Below are 23,398 nucleotides of genomic sequence, written 5' to 3'. Positions count from 1 at the left end.
TGATGACCGTGAGTTTGACCCGTTCGCCGCACCCTGCCTGGCTGTGCGCACGCCTGCTGATGCTGGCTGCACTGCTGCTGCCCGCGTTTGCGTCACTCGCCCAGGACTGGACCTACCGAGTCCGTCCGGGCGACACCCTGTGGGACCTCGGCGACCGCTATCTGCAACCTTCGGTGCCTTGGCAGCGCCTGCAGTCGTACAACCGGGTGACGGATCCCTACCGCCTGCCCCCGGGCAGCCAGCTGAAGTTTCCCATCGCCTGGCTGCAGGTCCAGCCCGCGCCCGCACGCGTGCTGGCCGTCCGCGGCCGGGTCCAGGCGCGCCAGGGCGATGCAGGACCGCTGCGCGACGTGCACCAGGGCGAACGGCTCGGTATCGGCCAGCATCTGCTGACCGGGGCGGACGCCAGCGTCACCCTGGCCTTCGCCGACGACTCGCGGCTGCAACTGCGTGAGCACTCGCACCTGCGCCTGGACCAGCTCAGCCGCTACGGCAGCACCGGCATGGTCGATACCCGCCTGCAGCTGGAACAGGGGCGCAGCAGCAACCGGGTGACGCCGGCCAAGGGTCCCGCCTCGCGTTACATCATCGACGCCCCCACCGCGACCAGCAGCGTGCGCGGCACGGTGTTCCGGGTCGGCGCCGGCGACGCCGGGCGCAGCGCGGCCACCGAGGTGCTGGAAGGTCGGGTGGAGGTGGGCAACCGCCGCGGCCGACACCTGGTCACCCCTGGCCACGCCAGCCGCGCGCGCTCTGCCGACGCCGGCCCCGAAACGCCTGAAGACCTGCTGCCCGCACCGTTGCTGGACCCCGCCCGGCTGCGCCTGGACGCCTTGCCGGCCGCGCTGGCCTGGGCGCCGGTTGAGCGCGCGGCGCAGTACCGGGTGGAAGTGGTGCGCGCCGATCAACCCGAGGTGCTGCTGTTCGCCCAGCACACCACCGACACCCGCGCGGTCCTGCCCGACCTGGCACCGGGCGCGCTGCGCCTGCTGGTGCGGGCGGTCAGCGCCGAGGGCGTGGAAGGGCTGGATGCGCAGCAGGATTTCCTGGTGCTCGACCAGCCGGCGCCCCCGCTGACCCTGCGCCCGGTCAACACCGAGACCATCAATAGTGCGCGCCCGCGTTTTGAATGGAGCCAGGTGGCCGGCGCCGCGGGCAGCGTGCTGCAGATCGCCCGCGACCCGCACTTCCTTCAGCCCGTGCTGGAGCAGGAAGGCCGCGGCACCCACCTGCGCGCCGCCCAGGAACTGGCCCCCGGCGCCTACTTCTGGCGCGTTGCCTCGCGTGATGCCGACGGACGGCGTGGCCGCTTCGGCCAGCCGGTCGCGCTGACCCTCATCGACACCCCGGTGGACCCGGCATTGCAGCCCCCGCAGGCCGCCAAGGGCCAGCTCACGCTGCGCTGGCAGGCCGGTACCACGGGCCAGCGCTATCGGGTGCAGTTGGATCGCACCGGCGATTTCGCCCATCCCCTGCTGGATGAGCAGGTCGACCAACCGGAGATATCGCTCAAGCGCCCGTGGCACGGCACCCTGCATGTGCGCGTGCAGTACATCGACGACGATGGCTACGCCGGTCCGTTTTCGCCGGCGCAGCAGGTCCCGCTGCCCTGCCGCAGCTGCTACGGTGCCGCCGGCGGCACCCTGCTTCTGTTGCTGCTGCTGTGAGGCCGCTGACGCTCTCCTGGCCGAAGCGCATCGCGCTGTCGCTGCTGGTCGGCGCACTGGCCGCAGCGGCCAGCTACGGGCAGTGGTTCTGGAAGCAGGACGAAGCGGTGTACGACACCTACGTGGGGTCGTGGGACTACGCTCCGGACCCACGGGTGCTGATCGTGGCCATCGACGACCACAGCCTGCAGCAGATCGGGCAATGGCCATGGCCACGCTCCACTCACGCCCGCCTCCTCGACCGCCTCACCCAGGCCGGCAGCCGCCGCGTGGTGCTGGACCTGATGCTGTCCGAACCGGACCGCCAGGACAGCGCGCAGGACGCCGAGCTGGCCGCCGCCATCCGCCGCAACGGCACTGTGGTGTTGCCGGTCCTCGCCGCCCCCGCCAGCGGCCCCAGCATGGCCGAGGAGCTGCTGCCCATCCCGCTGATCGCAGCCAACGCGGCCACCTTGGGCCACAGCGATATCGAGGTGGATGGCGACGGCGTGGCACGCGGCCTGTACCTGACCGCCGGGATCGGCTCACCGCACTGGCCCGCGCTGGGCCTGGCCCTGGCCGACGTGCGCGGTCCGCTGCCCGGCCTGCTTGACGCCGGCACGCACCCCGCTTCGCCGTACCAGTGGCGGCGCAACCATTTCGTCCGCGTGCGCTATGCCGGCCCGCCCGACAGCGTGCCGCAGGTGTCCTACGTGGACGTGCTCAACGGCGACGTCGATCCAGCGCTGCTGCACGACCGCCTGGTGCTGGTCGGCATGACCGCCAGCGGCATCGCGCCGCGCCTGCTGACGCCCACCACGCGCGAGCGCTGGATGAGCGGCACCGAATACCAGGCCAATGTGGCCTCCATGCTGCTGGGCGGCAAGGCCATCACTCCGCTCGCACCGCCGTGGCAGGCGGCACTGAGCGCCCTGCTGGTGGCCTTGTGCGCGCTGGGCCTGACCCTGCCGCGTGCGGTGGCCAGCGCGCTGCTGGCACTGCCGATGGCACTGCTGTCCAGCTTCGCGCTGCTGCGCCTGGGCAACCTGTGGTTCGCGCCTGCGGCGGCGCTGACCTGCACGCTGGCGGTGATCTGCGCGTGGACGCTGTGGCGGATCAGTGCATGGCGTCGCCAGGCCAACAGCGATGCACTGACCGGGCTGGGCAACCGCCTGCGCTTCGAACAGGTACTGCAGCAGGAGCATGACGCCGCGCGCCGCAGCGGCCGCCCATTGACGCTGGTGCTGATCGACGTGGACCACTTCAAGCAGCACAACGATCTGTACGGCCACCAGGCCGGCGACGCGGTGCTGCGCCGGATCGCCACCACGCTGCGCGCGCATGCACGCCGCCCGCGCGACATGGCCGCGCGTTTCGGCGGCGACGAGTTCGCGCTGGTCCTGCCTGACACCGGCGCCGAGGGCGCGGTGCAGGTGGTGGAAGAGCTGATTGCCGACGCACGCGCCATCAGGGTCCCGGCCGGTCCCGGGCAGCCCCTGCAGATCACGTTGACCGTAGGCCTTTACACCCGCGCTCCCACCGCGAGCAGCGAGCCGCGGCACTTCTTCGAAGGCGCCGATGCGGCGCTGTACCGCGCCAAGGACGCCGGCCGCGACGGCTATGCGGTGGATGCCGGCGGCTGAGCCGCTTCAGACGTTGTCCATACGCAGGCGAATGGTAGACTCCCACCACCTCCCCTGCCCGACCTGCCCCGATGAAGGCCAGCTTGTTCCGCCACGGCATCAACCTGTGGCCGCCGTTCCTGTTTGCCGGTATCCACGTCACCGAGGTCAGCCCGGACTACCGCCATGTGCGGGTCGAGCTGCGCATGCGGCCGTGGAACCGGAACTACGTGGGCACCCACTTCGGCGGCAGCCTGTTTGCGATGACCGATCCGTTCTGGATGCTCACCGTCATGCAGAACCTGGGGCGCGATTACTACGTGTGGGACAGGGCGGGTGAAATTGAATTCCTCAAACCGGGCCGTGGCACGGTGAGCGCCGAGTTCCGGCTGGATGAGGCGCTGCTGCATCAGTTGCGGGCGGCAACTGCTGGCGGCGAGAAGGTCCTGCACTGGTTCAGCAACGACATTGTTGATGCGCAGGGTGAAGTCGTGGCGCGGGTGCGCAAGCAGGTGTACATCCGGTTGAAGCCGCAGGCGCGAACCGTGTAGCGACACGCCATGCGTGTCGTTCCGGATGCCCGGGCACACGTGGAACACGCATGGCGTGTCGTTCCGAATGCCTTGGCACCACGTGGGACACGCATGGCGTGTCGCTACGCGGGGCAGCGCCAGCAACGCCAAGCCCGCCAGTGCGATGGCTGCCTAGTTCACTACAGTCAACACAGCATTCCCCCAACAGGCCACCTCCTGAGATGCCGGGCTGCGTAAACCGGGCCGGCGCCCCGCTACAATGCGCCGATGTCGCCTGAAGCCCCCCACCTCGTTCCGCGCCCCTCCCTGCAGCGCCTGTTCCTGACCGGCCTGCTCACCCTGCTGCCGATCTGGCTGACGTGGGTGGTGGTCAAATTCGTCTTCGTGCTGCTGTCGGGCATCAGCAGCCCGGTGGTGGTGCCACTGTCGGCGCAGATCGCCGCCTCGTTCCCGCACTACCTGGGCTGGGTCAAGGTGGAGTGGATGCAGAACGTGTTCGGTCTGCTGGCCACCCTGCTGGTGATCCTCAGCGTGGGCGTGCTGAGCCGGCGCGTGATCGGCCAGCGCCTGCTGCGCTGGTTCGGTGCGGTGATCAAGCGCATTCCGCTGGCCAGCATCATCTATGAAAGCGCCAAGAAACTGCTGGACATGCTGCAGACCGAGCCAGGCACGACCCAGCGCGTGGTCCTGATCGATTTTCCGCACCGGGACATGAAAGCCGTGGGGCTGGTAACGCGGGTGATCCGCGAACAGGGCACCGGCCGCGAGCTGGCGGCGGTGTATGTGCCCACCACCCCGAACCCGACCTCCGGCTATCTGGAAATCGTGCCGGTGGAACTGCTGACGCCGACCGACTGGACGGTGGACCAGGCGATGAGCTTCATCATCTCCGGCGGTGCAGTGGCGCCCGAAACGGTGCCGTTTACCCGGGCTGGGGAGCGCTGAATAGGGGGCGGGTGCGTTGTCCTGGGCCGTTTTAGACCGTCTGGGACACGCATGGCGTGTCGCTACACTGCATGAACCTGACCCGGGACTGGCGCTGGCCGTGCCCGGTCGATTCAGGCAAGCTTCCTCGTCTGTATAGGATTTACGGAAGTGCTCGATGCCCCATCCCGCCCGTGCCCTGGCGCTTGCCATCGCCTCTCTGCTGATCTTCAGCGCCGCCGCGCCGGCCGAAGCTGCCAAGAAGAAGGCCAACCGGCCGGCCGCCGCGCAGACGCGCAGTGCCGCCAAGCCAAAAGCCAAGCCACGCGCCCGGCCCGCCGCCGCGCCCGCCCGTCAGCCGCTGGTGCGCCAGCAGACCAAGGCCGCCCAGCTGGAACGCATCTACGATGAATACTGGGATGCCTCGATGCGGCTCAACCCGCTGCAGGCCACGTTCCAAGGCGACGCGCGACATAACGACCAGCTCCCCAACATTCTTTCGCCGGCCTACCGCCAGCAGTCGCACGACTTCACCGAGCAGTGGCTGGGCAAGGTCGAAAAGATTGGCCCCGACGGCCTCACCGGCCAGGACCTGCTGAGCTACCAGATCTTCGTGCGCGATGCGCGCATGTCGCTGGCGGCCGAAAAATTCCCCGGCTGGATGCTGCCGGTAAGCCAGTACTACAACCTGGGCAGCATCATGGCGATCCTGGGCTCCGGCTCCGGCGCGCAGCCGTTCAACACCGTGCAGGACTACGACACCTGGTCCAAGCGCTCGCTGGGCATTCCGCCGTTGTTCGACCAGGCCATCGCCAACATGCGCCAGGGCATGAGCGCCGGCGTGGTGCAGCCGCGCGACCTGATGGAAAAGGTGCTGCCGCAGTTGGACGCGGTGATCAAGCCCACCGCCGAAGAGAGCATCTTCTGGGCACCGGTGCGCAACATGCCCGACGACTTCTCCGAGGCTGACAAGGCGCGCATCACTGCCGAGTACAAGCGCATGATCGAATACCGGTTGATGCCGGCCTACCGTGCGTTGCGCGGCTTCATCGCCACCGAATACCTGCCGGCCACACGCAGCAGCGATGGCCTGGCCGCCCTGCCCAACGGGTTGGCGTGGTACACCCAGAACATCGTGCAGAGCACCGCCAGCACGCTCACCCCGCAGCAGATCCACGCGCTGGGCGAACAACGCGTGGCCAGCCTGCAGGAGCAGATTGCGGCGGTGATGAAAGAAAACCGCATCCGCGGATCGCAGCAGAAGCTGATGCGCAGCATGCGCACCGACAAGAACTTCCAGTACGCCACGCCCGATGCGCTGGTGATGCGCTACAAGCAGCTGCAGCAGCAGGTCGGTGCGCGCCTGCCGGCGCTGCTGGACACCCTGCCCAAGGCCCCGCTGGAGGTGCGCCCGGTGGAAGCCGATCGCGCCGCCAGCGCGGCGGCGGTGAGCTACCAGCCGCCGCTGCCCGATGGCATGCGCGCGGCGGTGCTGTACGTGAACACCAATGCCCTGCCCAGCCGCCGCACATGGTCGGCCCCGGCCCAGTACCTGCATGAAGGCATTCCCGGCCACCATGTGCAGCTGGGCCTGCAGCAGGACCTGGACAAGCTGCCGCGCTTCCGCCGCCTCGGGGGCGACGTCGCTTTTGTCGAAGGCTGGGGGCTGTACGCCGAATCGCTGGGTGATGCGCTGGGCGTCTATCAGGACCCGTACGCCAAGATCGCCTACCTGCAGGGCGCGCTGACCCGCAGTGCGCGCATGGTCGCCGACACCGGCGTGCATGCGCAGGGCTGGAGCAAGAAGCAGGCGGTGGACTACCTGGTCAAGACCGCCGACATGCCGGCCGACGATGCCACCGCCGAAGTGGAGCGCTTCATGGCGCTGCCCGGGCAGACCCTGTCCAATGGGCTGGGCGAACTGAAGATGCTGGAACTGCGCGACAAGGCGAAGTCGGCCCAGGGCGCAGGCTTCGACCCGCGGCGCTTCCATGCGGAAGTGCTGCGCGATGGATCGATGCCGCTGGATATCCTGGAAGCGAAGATCAATCGCTGGATGGCCGCGCCAGCGGCCACCCCCTGACACCACGCTGCGGGCCGCGCAGCGGCCCGCAGGTCACGCCAACACGCCGGGATCAATCGGTGTCGGGCTGGGTGCCGAGTTTTTCTTCATCGCCCATCAGCATGAGCGCGATGAAGTCATTCACCACCCATTTCTCCACCATCGCCGCAATCACGTCTTTAGGGTCCAGCGGAACGGGAAGAATCACGTTTTCATCGACGGGAAGGATCACGTTTTCATCAATAGGCAGAATCACGTTGTCATCCACCGCCTGCTCAACCCACTGCAGCAGGCTCTTCGAGGCTGCAATGCCATCGGCAGCAGCGTGGGGCATGGCAGCGCCCAGTTTTTCCAGCATCATCATTCAGCTCCAGTCGGGTCAGCGGGGAACGGCAGGGTTTTGAGGCGGGAATCAACCGCCGCCAGGTACGCTTGGGCGCGGTGGCGCGCGGCCGCGTCCAGTGCGTCGGCGTCCACACCGGATTCAACCGCAGCGGTCAACGCGCCGGCCGGATCCAGTTCGAACAGCAGCGGGCCGACTTTCAGCAACGGCAGGGAAGCGCGCGTGGTCAGGATCCGGACGGTCGTGGTCGGCGACTGCCGGGCCAACTGGTCCAGCACCGCACTGCCAAGTCCAGGCGTGTCGTCCGGTACATACAGCACCAACTCGGTGTCGGGCACGCCCAACGCCTGTTCGCAGCGGCGCACGACCAGTGCCGCGTCGATGCCTTCGGCGTCCAGGCTGGCCGTGATCACCGTGCGGATCTGGCCCAGCACGGCTTGGCGCAGCGCCTGCACATCGGCCAGTGCTGCGGCCAGCGCCGGCACCGCCACGCCGAAGGCCTCGGCGTAGCCCTGCCGGAAGCCGTCCAGGCGGGCCTGCGCGGTAGCCTGTGCCACCTGCGCCGGAACGTCATCCAGCATCCCTGCCGCGCGTCGACGGGCGACCGTTTCCAGCTGGTCGGCACGGGCCGCCCGGCCCAATGCGCTGGGTGCGATCACGCCGCCCTGCGCGAATGCGAGGGCCTGCTCAGGATAGCTTTTCAACATACGTCACCGCACTCCAGAAGAGATCCATATCGGCACGCTCGCGCACGGGCGGGCGTTCGTCCTCCGCACCGGCAAAGGGCAGCCACAGGCGCGCCGACAACCACGCCGGCAGCATCGGGGCCATCGGCCGCAGTTCGGCCGCGCCCCACTGCAGCAGCGTGCCGGGCGCGTCGTGCAGTGCGCAGGCGGGCACCACCGTGGCTTCGTCGCGGGCGTAGCCCGCCCGCATGAACGCCTGCACCTGCGGCGGCAGCGCCACGCTGGCGCGCTGGGTGGCCAGCCAACCCCGCAAGCGGGCGGCCGCCATCAACACCGCCAGCTGTGGCAGCTGGTCCCACAGGCCGATGAGGCGGCGCGGCAGGGGATCGGACGGCAGCGCCAGCGACGCCGGCAGCGGCAACCGCCGCTGCCGGATCAGGGTGCTGTTCAACCAGCGCCGCTGGTCGCCCGGGGCGGTGGCATACACCGCCTGCCACGGCCGGTAGTAACGGGCGGGCGCGTAGGCGATGGTCAGCGCGTCACGCACCACGCCAACGGCTCCCGACCGTGCCGGCACCGCGCCTGCTGGCTACCCGCCGCCACGCGCTGCGAACGCCGTTGCCCACTGCGGGCACCAGGCGCACCACCACCCAGGCCCCGAACAGCACCAGCAGCAGCACCGCCCCGCCCAACAACACCCAGGCCAGCGGCGGACCGCGTTCGGCACCCGGGGTCACGGCGAGCGTGCGCGGTCCTTCCACCTGGGTGAGGATGACCGAGACATTGTCGTATTCGATGCCATCGAAGGTATTACGCAGGAAGCGCTTCACCGACTGCAGCAGCACCTCCTCGTCCACGCCCGGCGCATGGGCGATCACCGCCGCCACATGCATGCGGCGGCGTTCGGCACGCCGGCCTTCCGTGCCCAGGTTGGCGTCGTAGTTGAGGTGGACGCGGGTGGACTGCACCCCATCCAGCAGCTGCAGCGATTCTTCCAGGCGCTGCTCCACTGCCGAGATCAGGCGCGCGCGCTCGCCCAGCGGGGTGCTGACCAGTGCGTCGGCGGGAAACGCACCGGACACCTGGCTGCGCGGTGCGGACGGCAGGTCGTTGCGCTGGATCAGGTCGATCGCTTCGGGCAGGTCCGGCGGCGCCACCTGCACCAGGTAGCCGGCCTTGCCCGCCGTCACTTTGTCCGCGTCGATGTTATGGCGCAGCAGCAGCGCAATCACCTCGTTGGCCTGGCGCTCGTCCAGGTTCTCCAGCAGCGGCTTGCGTGCACAGCCGGCCAACAGCAGCAACATGAGCGGAAGCAGCACGCACAGCCGGGCCACGCGCCTGCGCAGCGCCCCGGCATTGGTCATTCTGATCATGACTTCAGCAGCGTCTCGACGGTCTTGGTGGCATGGTTGGCCAGGCCGGCCGCCACGATCATCCGCTTCATGTAGTCGGCCATTCCGGTCTGCAGTTCGAACAGCGCGGCCGGATTGGCAGCGGTATACGGATCGTTGCTGGCCGCCTGGATCTGCGCCAGCTGTTCGCCCGAGCTGACGTACCCGTTGGCCAAAGCCTGGGTCATGCGGTCGGACAGCGGCACGGCCGCACCGTCGGCGGCGCCGACCGGATCTATCGCGGTAGCGATCTGGGTAATTTGCACGGGGGCATCTCCTGCGGGCGGTCCCGCATGGGGTAAGCCCCGCGCCGACGGACGTGCCGTCGGCAACGGGGATCGATCAGCCCAGGTTGCGGGCGGTCTGCTTCTGCATGTCGGCCAGGCTCTTGGCCGAGTTGGACTGCAGTGAGCGGTAGGTCGTGTAGGCCGAGAGCTTGGTCTGGTACTCGGCCAGCGCTGTCGGGTTGGTCGGGTCGCTCTGGACATCATCAAAGGCCTTCGCCAATTTCTTCTTCAGCTCCTCCACGCCGTCGTTGAACTGCTTCGAGTGATCACTAAGCCAGTCCTCGCCACCGGGATTGACGATGTCGTCCCAACGGGGATTGGATGGTGGTTTAACTGCTTCAGTCATTGCATTGCTCCAGTCTTGATCAAGGAATCAACGGCTGCCTGCCGTGGAAAAATCCCAACGACCCTCACCCACAGAGAGCAGTTGATCGTGGGAATACTGATAGGAACGCCCCTTGAGCAGGTCGTCCCATAGCCGGATGCTGATGCGCACACGGCGCTCGCCCCACTGCTGCACGAAGTCGTCGCGGTAGCGCGCCATGGCATGCAGGGAGGCGTCATCCAGAAAAATGTCATTGGCCACGCTGGCCCGGCCCGCCTGCAGGCCGGCACGGGTGGAAATGCCACGTGCGCGCAGTTCGCTGCGGGCAAGGGCCACCAGCTGCGCGTCACCCATGGACCGCACGTCGATACTGGCGGCATAGGGCATCTGCGGTGCCAGCAGCGCCTGCACGTGGCGGCGGCGCTCGGCATCGTCGGCGCCCAGTGCCGTGATGATCACTTCCGGGCGCTGCGGCGTGCGCAGGCGGATCACCGCGTAGGGCACCGAGGCACTGTCCAGCACCGCGCCAATGCGGTCAGCTTCCTGTTGGCGATTGAGGTAATGGTCCAGCACACGCCCTGCCCGCTGGCTGGCACGCTGGCCCCAGGCCAGCGCCTCGGCACTGTCGGCGAAGGCATACAGGTGGCCCTTGTCGTCGTGCACCACGCTGTAGTCGTACGGCGAATGCGCCAGTGCGGCTTCCAGCGTGCGGACCTGGGTGGCCGGGCGCTGGCGGTCGTATGCCCACCAGCCGCCGGCGGCCACCGCCACCATCACCACCGCCAGCGCGCCCCAGCGGGCAACACCGGCACCACGCGCGTGGCGCAGCGCCAGGGAGGGCGTTGCCTCCGCATCCACCCGCACCGGCAGGCGGTGGTCCAGCACGGCCGCCGACCAGGCGGCATCGCCCTCGCGCACGGCCAATGCCAGCCCGGCCACATGGATTACTTCGTTGAGCGGCAGCGGCTGCGCCGCCCATTCGCCGGCGTCGCCGACGCGCACGTCCAGGCTGACCAGCGCATCCTGCACACGCACGCGGAACGAGCCGGGCGCGAGGTCGCCGGGAATGTAGAAGACGTTGTCGGCGTTGGCCAGCGTGGTGCCCAGCTGACCCTCGCCGAGCGAACGGGCCGGGCCGACGTGGAACACGTTGTCGCCGGGCGACAGGGTGAACTCCACGCCATCAAGCTGGCCGGAAAGCAGTTTCAACTTTGGAGGGGAGAGCATCGGGGTTCCGTGGTGCGCGTTCATCGATTCGGCAAGGCGTGCGGTGTTTCAGCGGCGACGCGCAGACTGACAGCTGCCCAGCACACCAAACATGAAGAAAGTTTCAAAGTACGCGCACTACAACTGTTTGCAGTGCGACATCCGTCATGATGCAGACATCGCATACCGCACAGCGATCAGTGCGCGGCACCGTGGTAAAGGGCCTTCACCTTGGCCACATAGCGGCGCGTTTCGGCAAACGGGGGAATGCGGTTGCCATGGCGCTGCACCGCGCCCTCGCCTGCGTTGTACGCCGCCAGCATCAGTTCCAGATCGCCATTGAAGCGACGCTGCAGCCACACCAGGTACGCGGTGCCGGCCCGCAGGTTCTGCAGGGGATCGAACAGGTCGCGCGCACCGAAGCGTGCGCCGGTGGCTGGGATGACCTGCATCAGGCCCAACGCGCCCGCATGCGAGCGGGCGCTGGGGTTGTAGGCGGATTCCACGCTGACGATGGCGTGCAGCAGGCGGGCGTCCACGCCGTGTTCGGCCGCGACCTGGTCGATCAACGGGGCCCAGCGGGGCGCTGCACGGGACGCCGCCGGCAGGCTGCGCGATGGGACCGGCGTTGCGGGCGCCTTCGCGTTGAACGGCCGGTGTGGATGAAACGCCTTGGCCCCCTCAAGGGGGGCCGTGGCCACCTGCAGACGCCCCTGGCTGTCCAGGCTGGCGAACACGGGAGACGAAGCGGTTGAGGGCGCCGCTGCCACCGCAGCAGCCAGCGCCAGGCATAATCGAAGCGTGATCACGGCGCGGCGTCGTGCGCGATGATCGCATCATGCAGGTCGGCCAGCGTGATCACCCTGCTCAAGGCCTCCGGCGACGGAATCACGCCGCCGGCCTCCTCGATCTGGATCAGCAACGCGTGCATTTCCAGCGAATCCACGCCCAGGTCTTCCACCAGGCGATGCTGGGAACCGACCTCCTCCAGCGGCTGCCCGAGATGGGCAGCCGCCAGGCGACGGAGGTCCTGGAGGGTGAGGGAGATACTCATGAAGCAACCCGCAAGGACTTCAGCAACTCGGTCATGGTCTCCTGTTGAGCGAGCTCACGGGCGCCATCGAACAGCTGCTTCGCCTGCCCGCCGTGAGCCTGGAAATGCTCTCCATCGTCGCCGACCGCCTTGACCTGGGGCGGCCCATCGAAATCCACGCCCTCATCAGACGCATGCGTCTTCCATCCAGAGAAAAACGGGGTCATCTCGTCATCAGAATCATGCGATGTGGTTGACATTGAGTCCACATCGCTCAATTCCCGAACGATCCGGCTTTGATCAGACTTCGGGGAAAATATGCCCTGGAGCGGACGGCCGGGATCGCTCGCAAGATTCTGGGCGAGCCGGAAGTTCACCCGCTCCAGTTCGTTCTCCCTTAGCAGAATCGTCTCCTTCCTCGGTGCAACGGGATTGACCGGCGGGCTGAATTCCTGCCCTCCGCCCGCTTGCCAATGCGGCCTGAATTCATCATCCCGCCTCTGGATCGGTGACAGCGATTGATTGTTGTCTTTACGGTAGTTCACCAACTCGTTGAACTCGGCGAGAATACTCTGCTTGAACGGCACCTTGCCTGCAGCCCGCTGCGAGCCAGAAGCCGGGATGGACATTGCGCCCTGCCCCGTTTTGCCGACAGCCGAATTCATAGCTTTGGCGCTGGAGGCAGCTTGATCGGAGGCCGTGCTGCTTGCGGCGCTCTTGGGCGGTTCTACCACCGGTACGCCTTCAACTCCCTTGATGCCCTTCGCGAGAGAAGAAGCCCAGGCAGCTTGCCCAATATCACGGCCCAACGTGGGGGCGGGCGACGCACCACGACTGGTACGTGTGGATTTCTGATCAGACGACGCCTCCGTCTGCGGAGACGAAAGCGATTCAAACTTCTGGATGATCGACCTCACCGAAGCAGTCGATGAGTAATCAACCCCATCACCCGAACGACCACTTCTCTGCGCCGGCTTGCCGCTGGCCGCATTGAGCAGGTTGCCAAGGGCGTCCGACACGTTCCGCGCTGCGTCCAGCAGCTTCGTGCCGCCGGAAGGCGACTCAACATCCGGCATGAGGGGCTGCGAACCAAGCACTGGAACGGAAGCCGGGCCGTGCGGATGGATAACAGGAGTGAGCGGGATTTCCCCATGACCCATGCCCTCCTGGCGCTCGTCCAGCGAGTTCAACGCCTGATGGGAGGTATGCGCTTCCGATTCGTTTTCATCCGCTGAATTGGAAATCATCCTGATCTCCTCGAGAGGCGTGTCCCAACGCACGTTGCGGCTGCTCGATGGACTCGTCCCGCTTGCCCCCTCATCCTGCTGGACACCGAGCAGATCCGAGGAGGTCAGAGACCCGTAATCCGAAGGAGACTGGGAGGAGGTCTCCCAGATGTCCTTGGCGAGTCTCAGTCGAGTTCCAAAGCTCCTGCTCGAGGCGAGTGACTCATAACTCGCAATCGAAGAGGCATCGTCGCTCATAATGTCAAACTCTCGCACCGGCATCCCGATCCAACTATTCAGTCGCTGCTGTTCCTTGGCATACTCTTCCTTGAAATTCCCAAGGCTTTTCAGAAGCTCCTGGTTCTTGTGCTCCAGAAGCGCGTTGCTTGCTTCCAGACGCACCAAGTTCTTGGCGTTCTGTACATCCTCCTTGCGACGCGCTTCCGCCTGGTCGAGCAGGTTATATACAAGCTCAAGCGGTACTGTCGGCCCGTTCTGGCCGGGTATCAAATCCCTCAAGAACCCGAGGTCATTCTTCACATTCACCGGGGCGCCCTGCACGTTCACCGGGGCGTAGTGCATGGGGCCATTGGAGTTCGCCAGCTTCCGCACTTCATCCGGTGAGAGCGGACGGTTGTCGTCCCGATTGCCTGGCGATTCAGGCGCGCCGGGCTCACTCCGGACCATGTACTGCGGCAACTTTAACAGATCGAAGATTGCGGACGCGATGTGCTCTCCATCCCCCATGCTCAGATTGTGGCGTATCGCCTGATCTGTGCCGTCGAGGAAACCGCTGTGCAGCACCTGGGCGAGATCGAGCTCAAGGTCGCCAGCGTCGATCCTTGCCGCAAGCTCCGGCAAGCGCTCCTTAAGCGCGTCCATCATCGGGCCGGGCAGGATGGCACCCGCAATGCAGGACATGAGGGCTGCAGCCTCCTCACCCTTACCCATGCAGATCCGAACGCACTTCTCGGCTTCATCCAGCGCCTTATGCAACGCCTTGCTTGCACTGTCCGGGCGCCAGCAACCGTCAGCGACTCCCTTGACCCGGCCAGCGCGGAGGCCGACTTCAACAATGGCCTGATCCACCTTGGCAAGTCGAACGTCAAGCCGAGTCGTATCACCGGACCGCATTTGCTCCTCAATGCCCAAACGCAGCGCACCGAGGACGACCAACTGATTGATGATGATAGAGCCGAACCGGTCTGGGCCGCCCTGCAGGATGCTCAGCGCCTTGTTCTTTGCCTCCACGTCGCGGGCTTTACAGGGACTATCGCGCAGGACTTCATACGCAGCACTGAACGCGATGTCGCACGCCTTGCGTTCATGCGGCCCTGGCGTGATGCAAACTCGGCTTGGCACCGAAGGCTGCTGCGCATTGCTCACACCATTCAGCTGGCGAGATACCCGCCCAAGGCCCTTGTGGATATCAAACCCCCGAACCTGACTGAAGCGGGGAGACTGAGGCTGATTGACTGCATTTGTCACGGTGTAATTTCTCTCTGAGGATGAAGCCGCGGTCGCAACGGCGCCAGCGCGCCTGCGCGCACGTCTATGATTGGGCGGCGCTGTCTACCTGGACCGAAACATGGCGAACGGGCTGAACGTGATGGGCCGGGGCCGTCTGGGCAGAACCTATGCGATGCATGCGAGGAACTCTCCCTTAGAGACCATTGACGAAGCTCATATCGGCATCGGTGATCTTGTCGATGGTGGAGCTCAGGATCTTGACGATGTTGTCGAACTTCTGGGTCATCTCGTTGAGCTTCTCACCCAGCACCTTGCTGACGTGCTTGATCTGCTCCATGTTGCTGTCTTTGGCGGAAATCCAGGAGTTGTAATGCGCCGGATCCATCCAGAATTTGCTTCCGTCAGATGGAACGGTCATGCTGTCGCGGATACTCAGGACGGCACTCAGGTCCATCTTTACGTAGAACCTGCCGCCGGACTCGGTGATCGTCAGACCATCCAGCCCCAGGGAGTCCTTGAACGCATCGGCAGCCTCGCGGGACGAGAATGACGCCAGCGCCTCAACGTTCATCCCATACTGATTGGCGAGGCTCGTCAACGCTGTTTTGACCGCGCTGAAATCGATCGCCACGGACCCGTCACTACCATACGCCTCGAATTTTAGTTGCTCCATGATGTCGGAGAACTTGTCGTAGAACTCGATGAACTTCTGCATCGCCTCCTGGTACTTGCTCAGCCATTCCGTCTTCAGTGCTCCAAGCAGCGCACTGATCTGCGCATAGAAATCGCTGTGCGAATCCCAGACCAGACCACTGGCATCCTTTGCAGCCGGATCTTCCATCGATGGTTCGAAACCAGGCAGAGAGATGCCATCGTCGTCCTCGACGGGGAGGATCTGCGGCATCAGAAATGCAAGGCTGCGCAACAGATCGGCCGTGGACCGCTCCGCCCCCTGGCGAGCAAAGTCGGCGGCAAGCTGCTGGTCGGGATTACGGCTGTCAGCGAGCAAGCAGACCGCAGCGTTCTGATAGCGCGCGGCGTCCGCTGCGGTCTTGAGCAGCAGGTTTTGAACCTTTTTCAGTTGGGAGCGAACTTCTTCCATTTCGGTGATTGCGACTGCTTCAGCCAACCCAGTTGCTTGGAGCTGCTGCGCGCCGGCCTGCTGACTGAACGGCGCGGACGGGGTCGCAATGGGACGAGCGGTAGTGATTGCGTCTGTCATGTCGGCGTTCCTTAGAAGTGTCTGATGATGTCGCCGCTGGTGCTGGCCTGCAGGCTCATGAGGCTTTCGACCAGTTGCGCGGTGGCGTCGCGCATGTCGCGGGTCTTGGCCGCCTGGTCCTGCTGTTCGTCGGCAACACGCTTGAAGGTTTCGGCAACCAGCGCCATCAACTGCTGCTCGGACTCCGTAAATTTGGACTCGATCTCCATCGTCGCTGCGCCAATGTTGCCGACCGGCGCGGCAACCATGTTGCCCAGTACGCCCTGGGCAGCGATCTTCTGGGCGTTCGCCATGTTCTCGCTGTTTACGCGCTGACGATCGCTCTCGGTGGCCCCGTTGGTCTGACCCGATGCACTCGGCTTCATCGAGCGCACGTCAACGTCGGTGTCGGCCTGGAGGTCGGCGCGCGCGCGGCCACCATCGGCCCTTGGTGAGACGGGCGAGCCATCAATGTTTCGTGCCGGCCTCAGGTTTTCTGCCGGGGTGGCGTGCGCCTTGACCTGGCCGCGCGCATCGCTGACCTGAATGCTGGTCTTGTTGGCTTTGAACTGGTTCGTGGCCATCGAGCCGGTCTGCACGTTCGCCGAATCGTTCATCCTCTTCATTGCGAAGCCGCCGATAGCCGCCGTGAACATGGTCGCGGCCATTGCCCCGCCGAAACGTTCACGGGCCGCTTCCACACCCAAGGCGCCCGCTACGACAGTCATCTGGCGCTGCAGGGTCACCATGTTCGCGCTGTTGTCGCGGTCCAGCTTTTCAAACTGCAGCAGAATCTGACGCAGCATGGCCAGCAGGTGGCTGAAGGGGCTGCTTTCGATCCAGACGCCTGCATTCGCCGATCGCGCCCCGAGGTCCGGGTCGGCCCCGGTGGCCGGTACGGCCGCAACGACGCTGGCCGTGGCCTCGGCCTGGGTGCGCGTCGGTTGCTGGGCAGCGACGCCCTCGGCGGCCCGCGTGGCAGCGCCGGCTTCGGTCTTCACATGGTCGCGCGCGGGAAGCAACGACAGCAGCAGCGCCGGCAGTGAGCTTACGGCGGCGGCCAGCGTCTGCGATGCCGCTTGGAGCGTCAGGGCGGGCAAGCGCAGTTGTACCGACGGCGCCGACCCGAGCAGGCCGGGGGCGGCCGACGAGTTGACCATGGTGCTGCCGATGGCCGCCACGAGGATCGCGGCCAGCGAGGGGTCCACCGACCCGGCAGGGTCCACCTGCTTGGCAGGGGTGGGCGATGCCAGGGCGGGCCACACGGGGGACGGGGTTGTCGGCCGCAGCGTTACGCAAATGTCAGTCACGATAGAGTCCTGAAATAGAGAAAAGGGGATACGCGCGGGCTCAGGCCGCTACGGTGCCGACCCGGGCGGTAACGAACTTGGCCGCCTCGTCCTGGCTGGCCTGGAAGTCGGTCATCTGCCGGAACAGGTCGGCTACCAGGGTGTTGGTCTGCATGAAGTACTGGAGGATCTTCTGGATGAGATCCCGGAGGATCTGCGAGTCGACCAGACCAAGCTCAACTTTTTCTTTCAGCTCCGCCGCGTTGATGTACATGTCGGCGATGATGATGGCGCCCACGCCTTGGCTGGTCTGGTTGGCGAACTGCATGACATGCATGGCTTTGGTCGCCTGACCGGCGCGTAACGCCGCGTTGTCCGCGGTGCTTCCCGAGATATTCGCCACGGCCTTGCTCAGCGCCTTGGCGACGTCATCCACGGCCTGGCCGGCCGAACGCGCCACGCTCTTGAGGATCTGCGGCAACGCCTTGCTGATGGCTTCGGTGACGGCGCGGGTGACAGCCTTGGTCACCTGCTGTACGGCCATGCTGCCGGCGAATTTCTTGCTCAGTACCGCCGCGGCGATGATCATCGCGGCCACGGCGATGACGCCGAGCACGTCCTTGATCTTGTCGGCGAAGGTCGACGACACCCCGAGCGAGGTCAGTACGTCGCCGATCACGTTGCCGACCGCCTTCACCAGTTCCATGATGAGTTTCATGACGGGCTCCATGATCTTGCCCATCACGTCCAGGCCCAGCTCTTCGCCGATGGCCAGGGCCAGGCCGATGCCGGCCAGTGCCATGCTGGCGCCGCCGGTGAACGGGGCGGCCACCACGGCCACCACGGTGACGACCCAACCGATGATCTTGCCGATGCAGCCCATCTTCTTCTGGGCCTGTTCGGCCTTGGCCACCTCGTCCTGATACTCCTGCGAGCGGCGCATGTTTTCGGCCTCGCGCGCCTTCAGGACGTCCTGGGTGAGCTTGGTGTCATTCTCCAGCTTGGCGTCATTCATCTTGCCGATGATTTCCTGCAGCATCGCCAACAGTTCGCTCAACTTGGCGGCATTGGTGCGGGCCCCTTCGTCGCCGCCGGGGCGCAGGCTGTTGGTGGGGTCCAGCTTGTCTGCTTCGCCCTTGAACGCTTCCAGGTCCCCCAGCGCCTTGTCCAGCACGGCAGTGGCCTCGGCCAGCGCCGCCGTCGCGGTACCCACACGCGCCTGCTGCTGCGCCACGGTGGCCTTGGCGGCTTCAAGCTGGGCGCGGATGGCCTCCTGCTCTTCCGGCGGCGCCTCGGCCAGCGCCTGTTCCAGGCGGGCCACTTCCCCCTCAGCCTGCTTGAGGGCTTGCAGGGCGGCCGCCAGTTCGGTCTGGCCCGCACTCACCTCCCCCATCGCCGCATCCACCAGTGCCTGCGCCACGCGGATCGCCTCGGACAACTCCGCGCCGGAGGCGGCGCGCTGCGCCAGGCGGGCCTTGATCAACTCCAGCTGTGCCGACAGGCTGCGGCTGTTCTCCTGCGAGACAACTTCACTGAGCTGCATCGCCAACATGGTCAGCACCGACTCGGGGGTCAGCGCCGCTTGCCCCGGCACGGTGCCGGCCGACTGCTGTGCCGCGCGCATCAGGCGCGCGGTCTCGGCCTTGCGCAGCTCCGGCGTACCGGCCGCGGGCGTTGCGGCGGCATTGGCCTGCCCCGACTCGCTGGCGGCCTTCGCCAGCAAGTCGACGACCTTGGCGTCGATGGTCTTGACCTGCTCTAGCGAGACGGCGCCGAAACCGGCCGCGGCGAGAGAGGCGCGCGGGCTGCTGCCCGGGCTGGTGCTGTTGGCAAACGCCAGCGGCGTGGGGAAGCTGGAGGTGATGGTAGTCATTCGGGAACGGTTTCCTCGGTGGAATCGGGAGGGGCGGTATCGGTGGCCGACAGCGCCTGGAGATAGACCTTGGCGCGGCCGGCCAGATCGGGATCGGTGGAACGCAGCACGACGGTTTCAAAACAACCGCGCGCCATGGCGAGCTTTCCCAGCGCCAGGTGGCACTGGCCGACATGCAACATTGGGCGCTCGTCGCGCTTGAGCAGGGTGTAGGCCAGGGCATACATGTCGATGGCCTTGGCGTACTCCTTCTTCATCTGCAGTACGGCGGCCAGCCCAAGGGCGTAGTCGCCGTTGTAGAAGTCGTACAGATACAGAAAGCGGAAAAACGTCTCGGCCTCGTCCAGGCGGCCATCGGTGTAGAAGCGGTGTGCGTAGGCGTACACCCCTTCCAGCATGTCGTCACTGACACCTTTCAGATCCTTGATGGCGGCGCCGCTCTGCGCGCCTTCCAGCAGCAGCTGCGCCATCTCGTCAAGCATGGCCTGGTCGGTTTCGCCAGCGTCGGGGGTGTGGGGGACATCGTTCATTCGGGTTTACCTGGTCTTGGCCTCTGGCGCTGCAGGACAGGCACAGTCTGGCGTTCGGGGGAAGGGGGGGCTTTCGCAATTCACTCATTCGGGCGCGCGGGGCGCGCGGCCGTGTCATCGGTGTCCGGGCTGGACCCGGGCGCTGGATCGGCGACGTGGCTACGCTCGATGTCACGCAGCCACAGCAGGATCCGGGTGACCGGGGCGGTCAGTTCATACGGCACGAAGTGGTAGCGCTTGACCTGGAAGTACACGGCGCGGGCCAACGCGATGTCACGCACCACGGGGACCCCGCGCCGTTCGGCCAGCGCAATGGCCTTGCGGGCGCGCGCGCCACGCTCGCGGACGGAAACGAACTGCAGCGAGGGGTAGTCGGGGTGGGTATAGATGCCCACCGCGATGTGGGTGGGATTGGCCAGCACCATCGTGGAGCTGGCCACATCCATCTGGGTCTGCGCAGACAGCTCTTCGCCGATCTCACGCCGGCGCTGCCTGATCTCGGGGTTGCCGTTGTGGTCCTTGTGCTCCTGCTTGACCTCGTGCTTCTCCATGCGCATTTCGCGGATATAGAGACGGAACTCGACGAAGGCAGCCGCCAGCACGATGGGCAGCAGCACCGCCAGCAACAGCGCGGTGCTTTTCCAGCCCACGCTGTACCACACCGCGCTGGCGGCTTTGTCGGGCATCTGCACCTGGGCGAAGATCGTGGGCGCGAACAAGCCCCACGCCAGCACCACGAACACGCCGCCCGCCAGCAGGTACAGGCTGGCGGTCACCACGCCCTTGACCGTCTTCAGCGAGAACAGGTTCTTGAAGCCGGAAATGGGATTGACGCGGGCAAGGTCCAGCCGAACGGCTTCGGCCGCGATCACCCCGCGACTCTGCACAAGCGAAATCAGCACGGCCCCGACGATGGCGGCGGCGCCGACGGGAACCGCCATCCACAGGAACGCGACCGTGGCCTGTGACGCGGCCTCGGCCGGGGTGAGCGAGAAGCCGCGTTCGGCCATGCCGCGGTAGAAGCCGTACAGCGCGCGGCTGGAGGTGGCGGTGGCCAGCGCCACCAGGCCGGCGATGAGCACGGCCATGGCTGCCAGGTCGCGGCTGACGAAGCTCTTGCCCTTGCGCGACTCTTTGAGCAGGCGGTGCGGTGTCGGCTTTTCGGTCTTCATGGCGAGAGAGGCAGCAACAGCTGCAGCGCATCGGTGCTGTCACGGATGAGCGGCACCTGCCGGGCCAGCGTGGGCATGAGGTAGAACAGCAGCCCGATGAAGGCAAGGAACGATTTGATGGCCAGCGAGAGGGAGAACGGATTCATCTGCTGGGCAAAGCGCGACAACACACCCAGCAGCACTTCCACCAGCAGGAGCAGCAGCAGCACCGGCAGCGCCATGCGCAGGGCCCCGGCCAGCAGGGTGCCGGCGAACGCCTGCACCCGGGACAGGTCGAGCGTGAACGCGCCGCCCATCGGCACCACGGCATAACTGGACTGGATCACCTCCAGCAGGACCAGCATGCCGTCGGTGGCCAGGAACACCACCACGCTCATGAGCTGGAGCAGGTTGGCGGTTTCGGTGGCCTCCACGCCACTGACCGGGTCCAGCATGGCGCCGATGCCGGCACCGCGCTGGTTGTCCACGATCGCGCCCATGCCATGGAATATCTGGAAGGGCAGCGCCACAACCAGGCCGATCGCGGTGCCGATCAGCACTTCGCGCAGGGTGGCCCCGGCCATGGACACCATGTCCTGCGGCGGCACCACGCCGTCGGTGACCGGCCACAAGCCGATCATGACCATCACCGCCACCACGGAGCGGGTCATCTTGGCAGGCATGACGCCAGGTGACAGGTAGGGAATCCAGACCAGGCACGCGCCAATCCGCGCGATGCCCAGCAGCGCCTGCACGCCGTGGTCGCGCGCGAGCGACATCAGCTCGACATCGAGGGAGGAAAGCTGGATCACCCTAGCCTGCCAGGGCGGACTGCAGCGCGAGCCGGGCGAAGTCGAGCATGCGCGCACTCATCCACGACATCAGCACGAGCAGGCAGGCGATGACCGCCAGCAGCTTGGCACCGTAAGGCAGGGTCTGCTCCTGCAGCTGGGTGACCGTCTGGAACAGGCCGATCGCCAGGCCGACGATGGTGGCCACGGCCACCGGCGCGGCCGACAGCAGCAGGATGAGCAGCAGGCTCTTGTTGCCCATGAACATGATCGTGTCCATGGCTACATCGGCACGTCGAGGTACTGGCGGACCAGGCCCTGCGACAGCAGGCTCCAGCCATCCATCGCCACGAACAGGATGAGCTTGATCGGCGCGGAAATGGTCACCGGGCTCATCATCATCATGCCCAGCGACAGCAGCACGCTGGATACCACCAGATCCACCACCACGAACGGCAGGTACAGGTAGAAGCCGATACGGAAGGCGTCCTTCAGCTCACTCAACGCGTAGGTGGGCATGAGCGCGAACAGCGAACGCTCGTGCGGTTCAAGCGCGGGAAGCGGTACGCCCGGCTCCGCATGGCGTGCGCGTTCGAAGAACTCCAGCAGTTCAGGGTCGGAATACGTGGCCAGGTAGACCTTGTAGCCGTCCAGGCTGCTGTCAAGAAAGCTGATGACGGCGGCGACCGAGTTCAGCGGTGCCTCCAACGCAAGGTAGGCGTCGTACATGTTCTGCACGATGGGCTGCATGACGTAGAACGCGAGCATCAGTGCCAGCGCGTTGAGCACCATGTTGGACGGCACCTGCTGGAGCCCGAGGCCGTTGCGCAGCAGCACGAACACCACCGAGAACTTGAGGTAGCAGGTGCCGGCCGCGATGAGGAAGGGCAACAGCGCGGCCATCGACATGACCGCGATCAGCGAGATGTCGTTGTTCACGAAGTTCATGGCAGCACGGGGACCTGGTGCAGCTGCACGCCAAGCTGGTCGCCCACCTGGACCAGCTCGCCACGGGCGATGAGCTGGCCGTTCACACGCAGCTGCAGCTGCGTCCATGCGTCCGGCGGCAGGTCGACGACAGTGCCGGGCTGGAGCACGGCGAGCGCGCCCACATGCTGCTGCAGCTGGCACAGCACGACGTCCACGGTGACCGGCAGACGCGACAGGTCCAGACCCGGTGCAGGTGCGGGCGTTGGCGTGGGATCGGGGGCAGGCTGGGACGCGGCGAAGCCGGCATCGCCGTCGTCGTCGAGGAAGTCGAAGGTGGTGTTCACGGTGATGGTCTCAAGAGTGAAATCGAAGGAGTAGAGGCGGCGGCGCCCGCTGCGGGCGACCGGAACGAGCTGGTCCAGCAGCAGCACGGCGCCGGGCGCGAGGGTGCGCAGGCGCTGCAGCGGAAGGTCGAAACGGGCGACGCCCAGATCCACCGGCACTGTCATGTCCAGCTCCCGCGCGCACTGGGAGGGACCGGCAACCGCCCGGGCCTGGAGAATCCAGGCCGGTCCCTGCGCGGTGTGCAGGCAGGGTTGACTGGCGCCCTGGCCGCCGAGCACACCCACCGGCACGACATCGCGCAACGTGCTGTGCGCGTCCTGCAGGTCAGGGGCGGCGATGTCCAGGAGGTCCCGCGCCGGCAACCAGCACGCCAGCGCGTCGCGGTCGACCAGCTCGGACCAGGCCAGATCGGCTAGGTCGGGCAGCATGGCCGGGCACCAGTCATCGGCCGCGACGGCGAGTTGCAGTTCGCCGCGTGCCGAAACGACGTCGAAGCGAAGCATGCTGCCGCGCGCCGGCAAGGGTTGCGCGCTA

24 protein-coding genes are annotated in these 23,398 nt (G+C 66.3%); 5 read left to right on the top strand and 19 right to left on the bottom strand.

Features of this window, described 5'->3' with window-relative positions; genetic code table 11:
- Window positions 1–2: 2 nt before the first annotated feature.
- The 5 genes from RT456_RS04885 to RT456_RS04865 all read left to right on the top strand — a co-directional run bounded on the left by RT456_RS04885 (window position 3) and on the right by RT456_RS04865 (window position 6,808).
- Entirely contained in the window at window positions 3–1,667 is a 1,665-nt protein-coding gene (locus tag RT456_RS04885; RefSeq protein ID WP_313343259.1) for a FecR domain-containing protein, read from the top strand.
- Window positions 1,664–3,289, top strand: a complete 1,626-nt coding sequence (locus RT456_RS04880) for a CHASE2 domain-containing protein (protein ID WP_313343256.1) — start codon at window positions 1,664–1,666, stop codon at window positions 3,287–3,289. Before RT456_RS04885 ends, RT456_RS04880 begins: the two co-directional genes overlap by 4 nt.
- Before the next feature lie 71 nt (window positions 3,290–3,360).
- Window positions 3,361–3,819, top strand: a complete 459-nt coding sequence (locus RT456_RS04875; RefSeq protein WP_313343254.1) for a DUF4442 domain-containing protein — start codon at window positions 3,361–3,363, stop codon at window positions 3,817–3,819.
- Between the two features lie 249 nt (window positions 3,820–4,068).
- Window positions 4,069–4,746 (top strand): DUF502 domain-containing protein, encoded by a 678-nt coding sequence (locus RT456_RS04870; RefSeq protein ID WP_313343252.1) that lies wholly within the window; start codon window positions 4,069–4,071, stop codon window positions 4,744–4,746.
- A gap of 157 nt (window positions 4,747–4,903) precedes the next feature.
- Entirely contained in the window at window positions 4,904–6,808 is a 1,905-nt protein-coding gene (locus RT456_RS04865) for a DUF885 family protein (protein WP_313343249.1), read from the top strand.
- Between the two features lie 52 nt (window positions 6,809–6,860).
- Here RT456_RS04865 and RT456_RS04860 read toward each other — a convergent pair whose 3' ends face one another.
- From RT456_RS04860 to RT456_RS04770, 19 genes are all read right to left on the bottom strand, one after another.
- Window positions 6,861–7,148, bottom strand: a complete 288-nt coding sequence (locus tag RT456_RS04860) for a hypothetical protein (RefSeq protein WP_313343246.1) — start codon at window positions 7,146–7,148, stop codon at window positions 6,861–6,863.
- Window positions 7,148–7,834, bottom strand: a complete 687-nt coding sequence (locus RT456_RS04855) for a hypothetical protein (protein ID WP_313343243.1) — start codon at window positions 7,832–7,834, stop codon at window positions 7,148–7,150. Before RT456_RS04855 ends, RT456_RS04860 begins: the two co-directional genes overlap by 1 nt.
- Window positions 7,818–8,363 (bottom strand): hypothetical protein, encoded by a 546-nt coding sequence (locus RT456_RS04850; RefSeq protein ID WP_313343240.1) that lies wholly within the window; start codon window positions 8,361–8,363, stop codon window positions 7,818–7,820. The genes RT456_RS04855 and RT456_RS04850 overlap by 17 nt, the downstream gene beginning before the upstream one ends.
- Window positions 8,356–9,189: a type III secretion inner membrane ring lipoprotein SctJ gene (gene sctJ / locus RT456_RS04845; protein WP_313343237.1), complete on the bottom strand. Its 834-nt coding sequence runs from the start codon at window positions 9,187–9,189 to the stop codon at window positions 8,356–8,358. The genes RT456_RS04850 and sctJ overlap by 8 nt, the downstream gene beginning before the upstream one ends.
- Entirely contained in the window at window positions 9,186–9,473 is a 288-nt protein-coding gene (gene sctI / locus RT456_RS04840) for a type III secretion system inner rod subunit SctI (protein ID WP_313343234.1), read from the bottom strand. Before sctI ends, sctJ begins: the two co-directional genes overlap by 4 nt.
- 76 nt (window positions 9,474–9,549) lie before the next feature.
- Window positions 9,550–9,840 carry an EscF/YscF/HrpA family type III secretion system needle major subunit gene (locus RT456_RS04835; protein ID WP_313343231.1) on the bottom strand — a complete coding sequence of 97 codons (291 nt, stop codon included), beginning with the start codon at window positions 9,838–9,840 and terminating at the stop codon, window positions 9,550–9,552.
- Between the two features lie 27 nt (window positions 9,841–9,867).
- A complete protein-coding gene (locus tag RT456_RS04830) occupies window positions 9,868–11,046 on the bottom strand; it encodes a PrgH/EprH family type III secretion apparatus protein (protein WP_313343228.1) in 1,179 nt (392 codons plus the stop codon).
- Between the two features lie 176 nt (window positions 11,047–11,222).
- Window positions 11,223–11,762, bottom strand: coding sequence for a lytic transglycosylase domain-containing protein (locus RT456_RS04825; protein ID WP_313343226.1), 540 nt, complete (start codon window positions 11,760–11,762; stop codon window positions 11,223–11,225).
- Between the two features lie 68 nt (window positions 11,763–11,830).
- Entirely contained in the window at window positions 11,831–12,079 is a 249-nt protein-coding gene (locus RT456_RS04820; RefSeq protein WP_313343224.1) for a phosphopantetheine-binding protein, read from the bottom strand.
- Complete coding sequence (locus RT456_RS04815) at window positions 12,076–14,772, bottom strand: hypothetical protein (protein ID WP_313343221.1); 2,697 nt, start codon at window positions 14,770–14,772, stop codon at window positions 12,076–12,078. The genes RT456_RS04820 and RT456_RS04815 overlap by 4 nt, the downstream gene beginning before the upstream one ends.
- 175 nt (window positions 14,773–14,947) lie before the next feature.
- Window positions 14,948–15,976, bottom strand: a complete 1,029-nt coding sequence (locus tag RT456_RS04810) for an IpaD/SipD/SspD family type III secretion system needle tip protein (protein ID WP_313343218.1) — start codon at window positions 15,974–15,976, stop codon at window positions 14,948–14,950.
- A gap of 11 nt (window positions 15,977–15,987) precedes the next feature.
- A complete protein-coding gene (locus RT456_RS04805) occupies window positions 15,988–17,163 on the bottom strand; it encodes a hypothetical protein (RefSeq protein WP_313343215.1) in 1,176 nt (391 codons plus the stop codon).
- 142 nt (window positions 17,164–17,305) lie between these two features.
- A complete protein-coding gene (gene sctE, locus RT456_RS04800) occupies window positions 17,306–19,117 on the bottom strand; it encodes a type III secretion system translocon subunit SctE (RefSeq protein WP_313343212.1) in 1,812 nt (603 codons plus the stop codon).
- On the bottom strand, window positions 19,114–19,647 hold the full coding sequence (locus RT456_RS04795) for a SycD/LcrH family type III secretion system chaperone (RefSeq protein ID WP_313343209.1): 534 nt from the start codon (window positions 19,645–19,647) through the stop codon (window positions 19,114–19,116). Before RT456_RS04795 ends, sctE begins: the two co-directional genes overlap by 4 nt.
- An 80-nt stretch (window positions 19,648–19,727) precedes the next feature.
- Entirely contained in the window at window positions 19,728–20,819 is a 1,092-nt protein-coding gene (locus RT456_RS04790) for an EscU/YscU/HrcU family type III secretion system export apparatus switch protein (protein ID WP_313343208.1), read from the bottom strand.
- On the bottom strand, window positions 20,816–21,610 hold the full coding sequence (gene sctT, locus RT456_RS04785) for a type III secretion system export apparatus subunit SctT (RefSeq protein ID WP_313343205.1): 795 nt from the start codon (window positions 21,608–21,610) through the stop codon (window positions 20,816–20,818). The genes RT456_RS04790 and sctT overlap by 4 nt, the downstream gene beginning before the upstream one ends.
- A 1-nt stretch (window position 21,611) precedes the next feature.
- Window positions 21,612–21,869, bottom strand: a complete 258-nt coding sequence (gene sctS / locus RT456_RS04780; RefSeq protein ID WP_313343202.1) for a type III secretion system export apparatus subunit SctS — start codon at window positions 21,867–21,869, stop codon at window positions 21,612–21,614.
- Window positions 21,870–21,871: 2 nt separating this feature from the next.
- Entirely contained in the window at window positions 21,872–22,537 is a 666-nt protein-coding gene (locus RT456_RS04775) for an EscR/YscR/HrcR family type III secretion system export apparatus protein (RefSeq protein ID WP_313343200.1), read from the bottom strand.
- Window positions 22,534–23,398: FliM/FliN family flagellar motor switch protein (locus tag RT456_RS04770; RefSeq protein ID WP_313343197.1), on the bottom strand; the 865-nt coding region annotated here is incomplete at its 5' end. The genes RT456_RS04775 and RT456_RS04770, both read right to left, overlap by 4 nt.

Origin of the sequence: Stenotrophomonas sp., from assembly GCF_032099025.1 — a bacterium.
Classification (GTDB): domain Bacteria; phylum Pseudomonadota; class Gammaproteobacteria; order Xanthomonadales; family Xanthomonadaceae; genus Stenotrophomonas.
Note: the sequence above shows the minus strand (reverse complement) of the source record. Positions and strands in the feature narration are given on the sequence as shown.

Coding starts and splice junctions, on each gene's coding strand:
- RT456_RS04860 (WP_313343246.1), bottom strand. CDS start 7,148: ATGATGCTGGAAAAACTGGGCGCTGCCATGCCCCACGCTGCTGCCGAT.
- RT456_RS04820 (WP_313343224.1), bottom strand. CDS start 12,079: ATGAGTATCTCCCTCACCCTCCAGGACCTCCGTCGCCTGGCGGCTGCC.
- RT456_RS04875 (WP_313343254.1), top strand. CDS start 3,361: ATGAAGGCCAGCTTGTTCCGCCACGGCATCAACCTGTGGCCGCCGTTC.
- RT456_RS04790 (WP_313343208.1), bottom strand. CDS start 20,819: ATGAAGACCGAAAAGCCGACACCGCACCGCCTGCTCAAAGAGTCGCGC.
- sctJ (WP_313343237.1), bottom strand. CDS start 9,189: ATGATCAGAATGACCAATGCCGGGGCGCTGCGCAGGCGCGTGGCCCGG.
- RT456_RS04865 (WP_313343249.1), top strand. CDS start 4,904: ATGCCCCATCCCGCCCGTGCCCTGGCGCTTGCCATCGCCTCTCTGCTG.
- RT456_RS04830 (WP_313343228.1), bottom strand. CDS start 11,046: ATGCTCTCCCCTCCAAAGTTGAAACTGCTTTCCGGCCAGCTTGATGGC.
- RT456_RS04835 (WP_313343231.1), bottom strand. CDS start 9,840: ATGACTGAAGCAGTTAAACCACCATCCAATCCCCGTTGGGACGACATC.
- RT456_RS04885 (WP_313343259.1), top strand. CDS start 3: ATGACCGTGAGTTTGACCCGTTCGCCGCACCCTGCCTGGCTGTGCGCA.
- RT456_RS04775 (WP_313343200.1), bottom strand. CDS start 22,537: ATGAACTTCGTGAACAACGACATCTCGCTGATCGCGGTCATGTCGATG.
- sctE (WP_313343212.1), bottom strand. CDS start 19,117: ATGACTACCATCACCTCCAGCTTCCCCACGCCGCTGGCGTTTGCCAAC.
- sctS (WP_313343202.1), bottom strand. CDS start 21,869: ATGGACACGATCATGTTCATGGGCAACAAGAGCCTGCTGCTCATCCTG.
- RT456_RS04810 (WP_313343218.1), bottom strand. CDS start 15,976: ATGACAGACGCAATCACTACCGCTCGTCCCATTGCGACCCCGTCCGCG.
- RT456_RS04795 (WP_313343209.1), bottom strand. CDS start 19,647: ATGAACGATGTCCCCCACACCCCCGACGCTGGCGAAACCGACCAGGCC.
- RT456_RS04870 (WP_313343252.1), top strand. CDS start 4,069: ATGTCGCCTGAAGCCCCCCACCTCGTTCCGCGCCCCTCCCTGCAGCGC.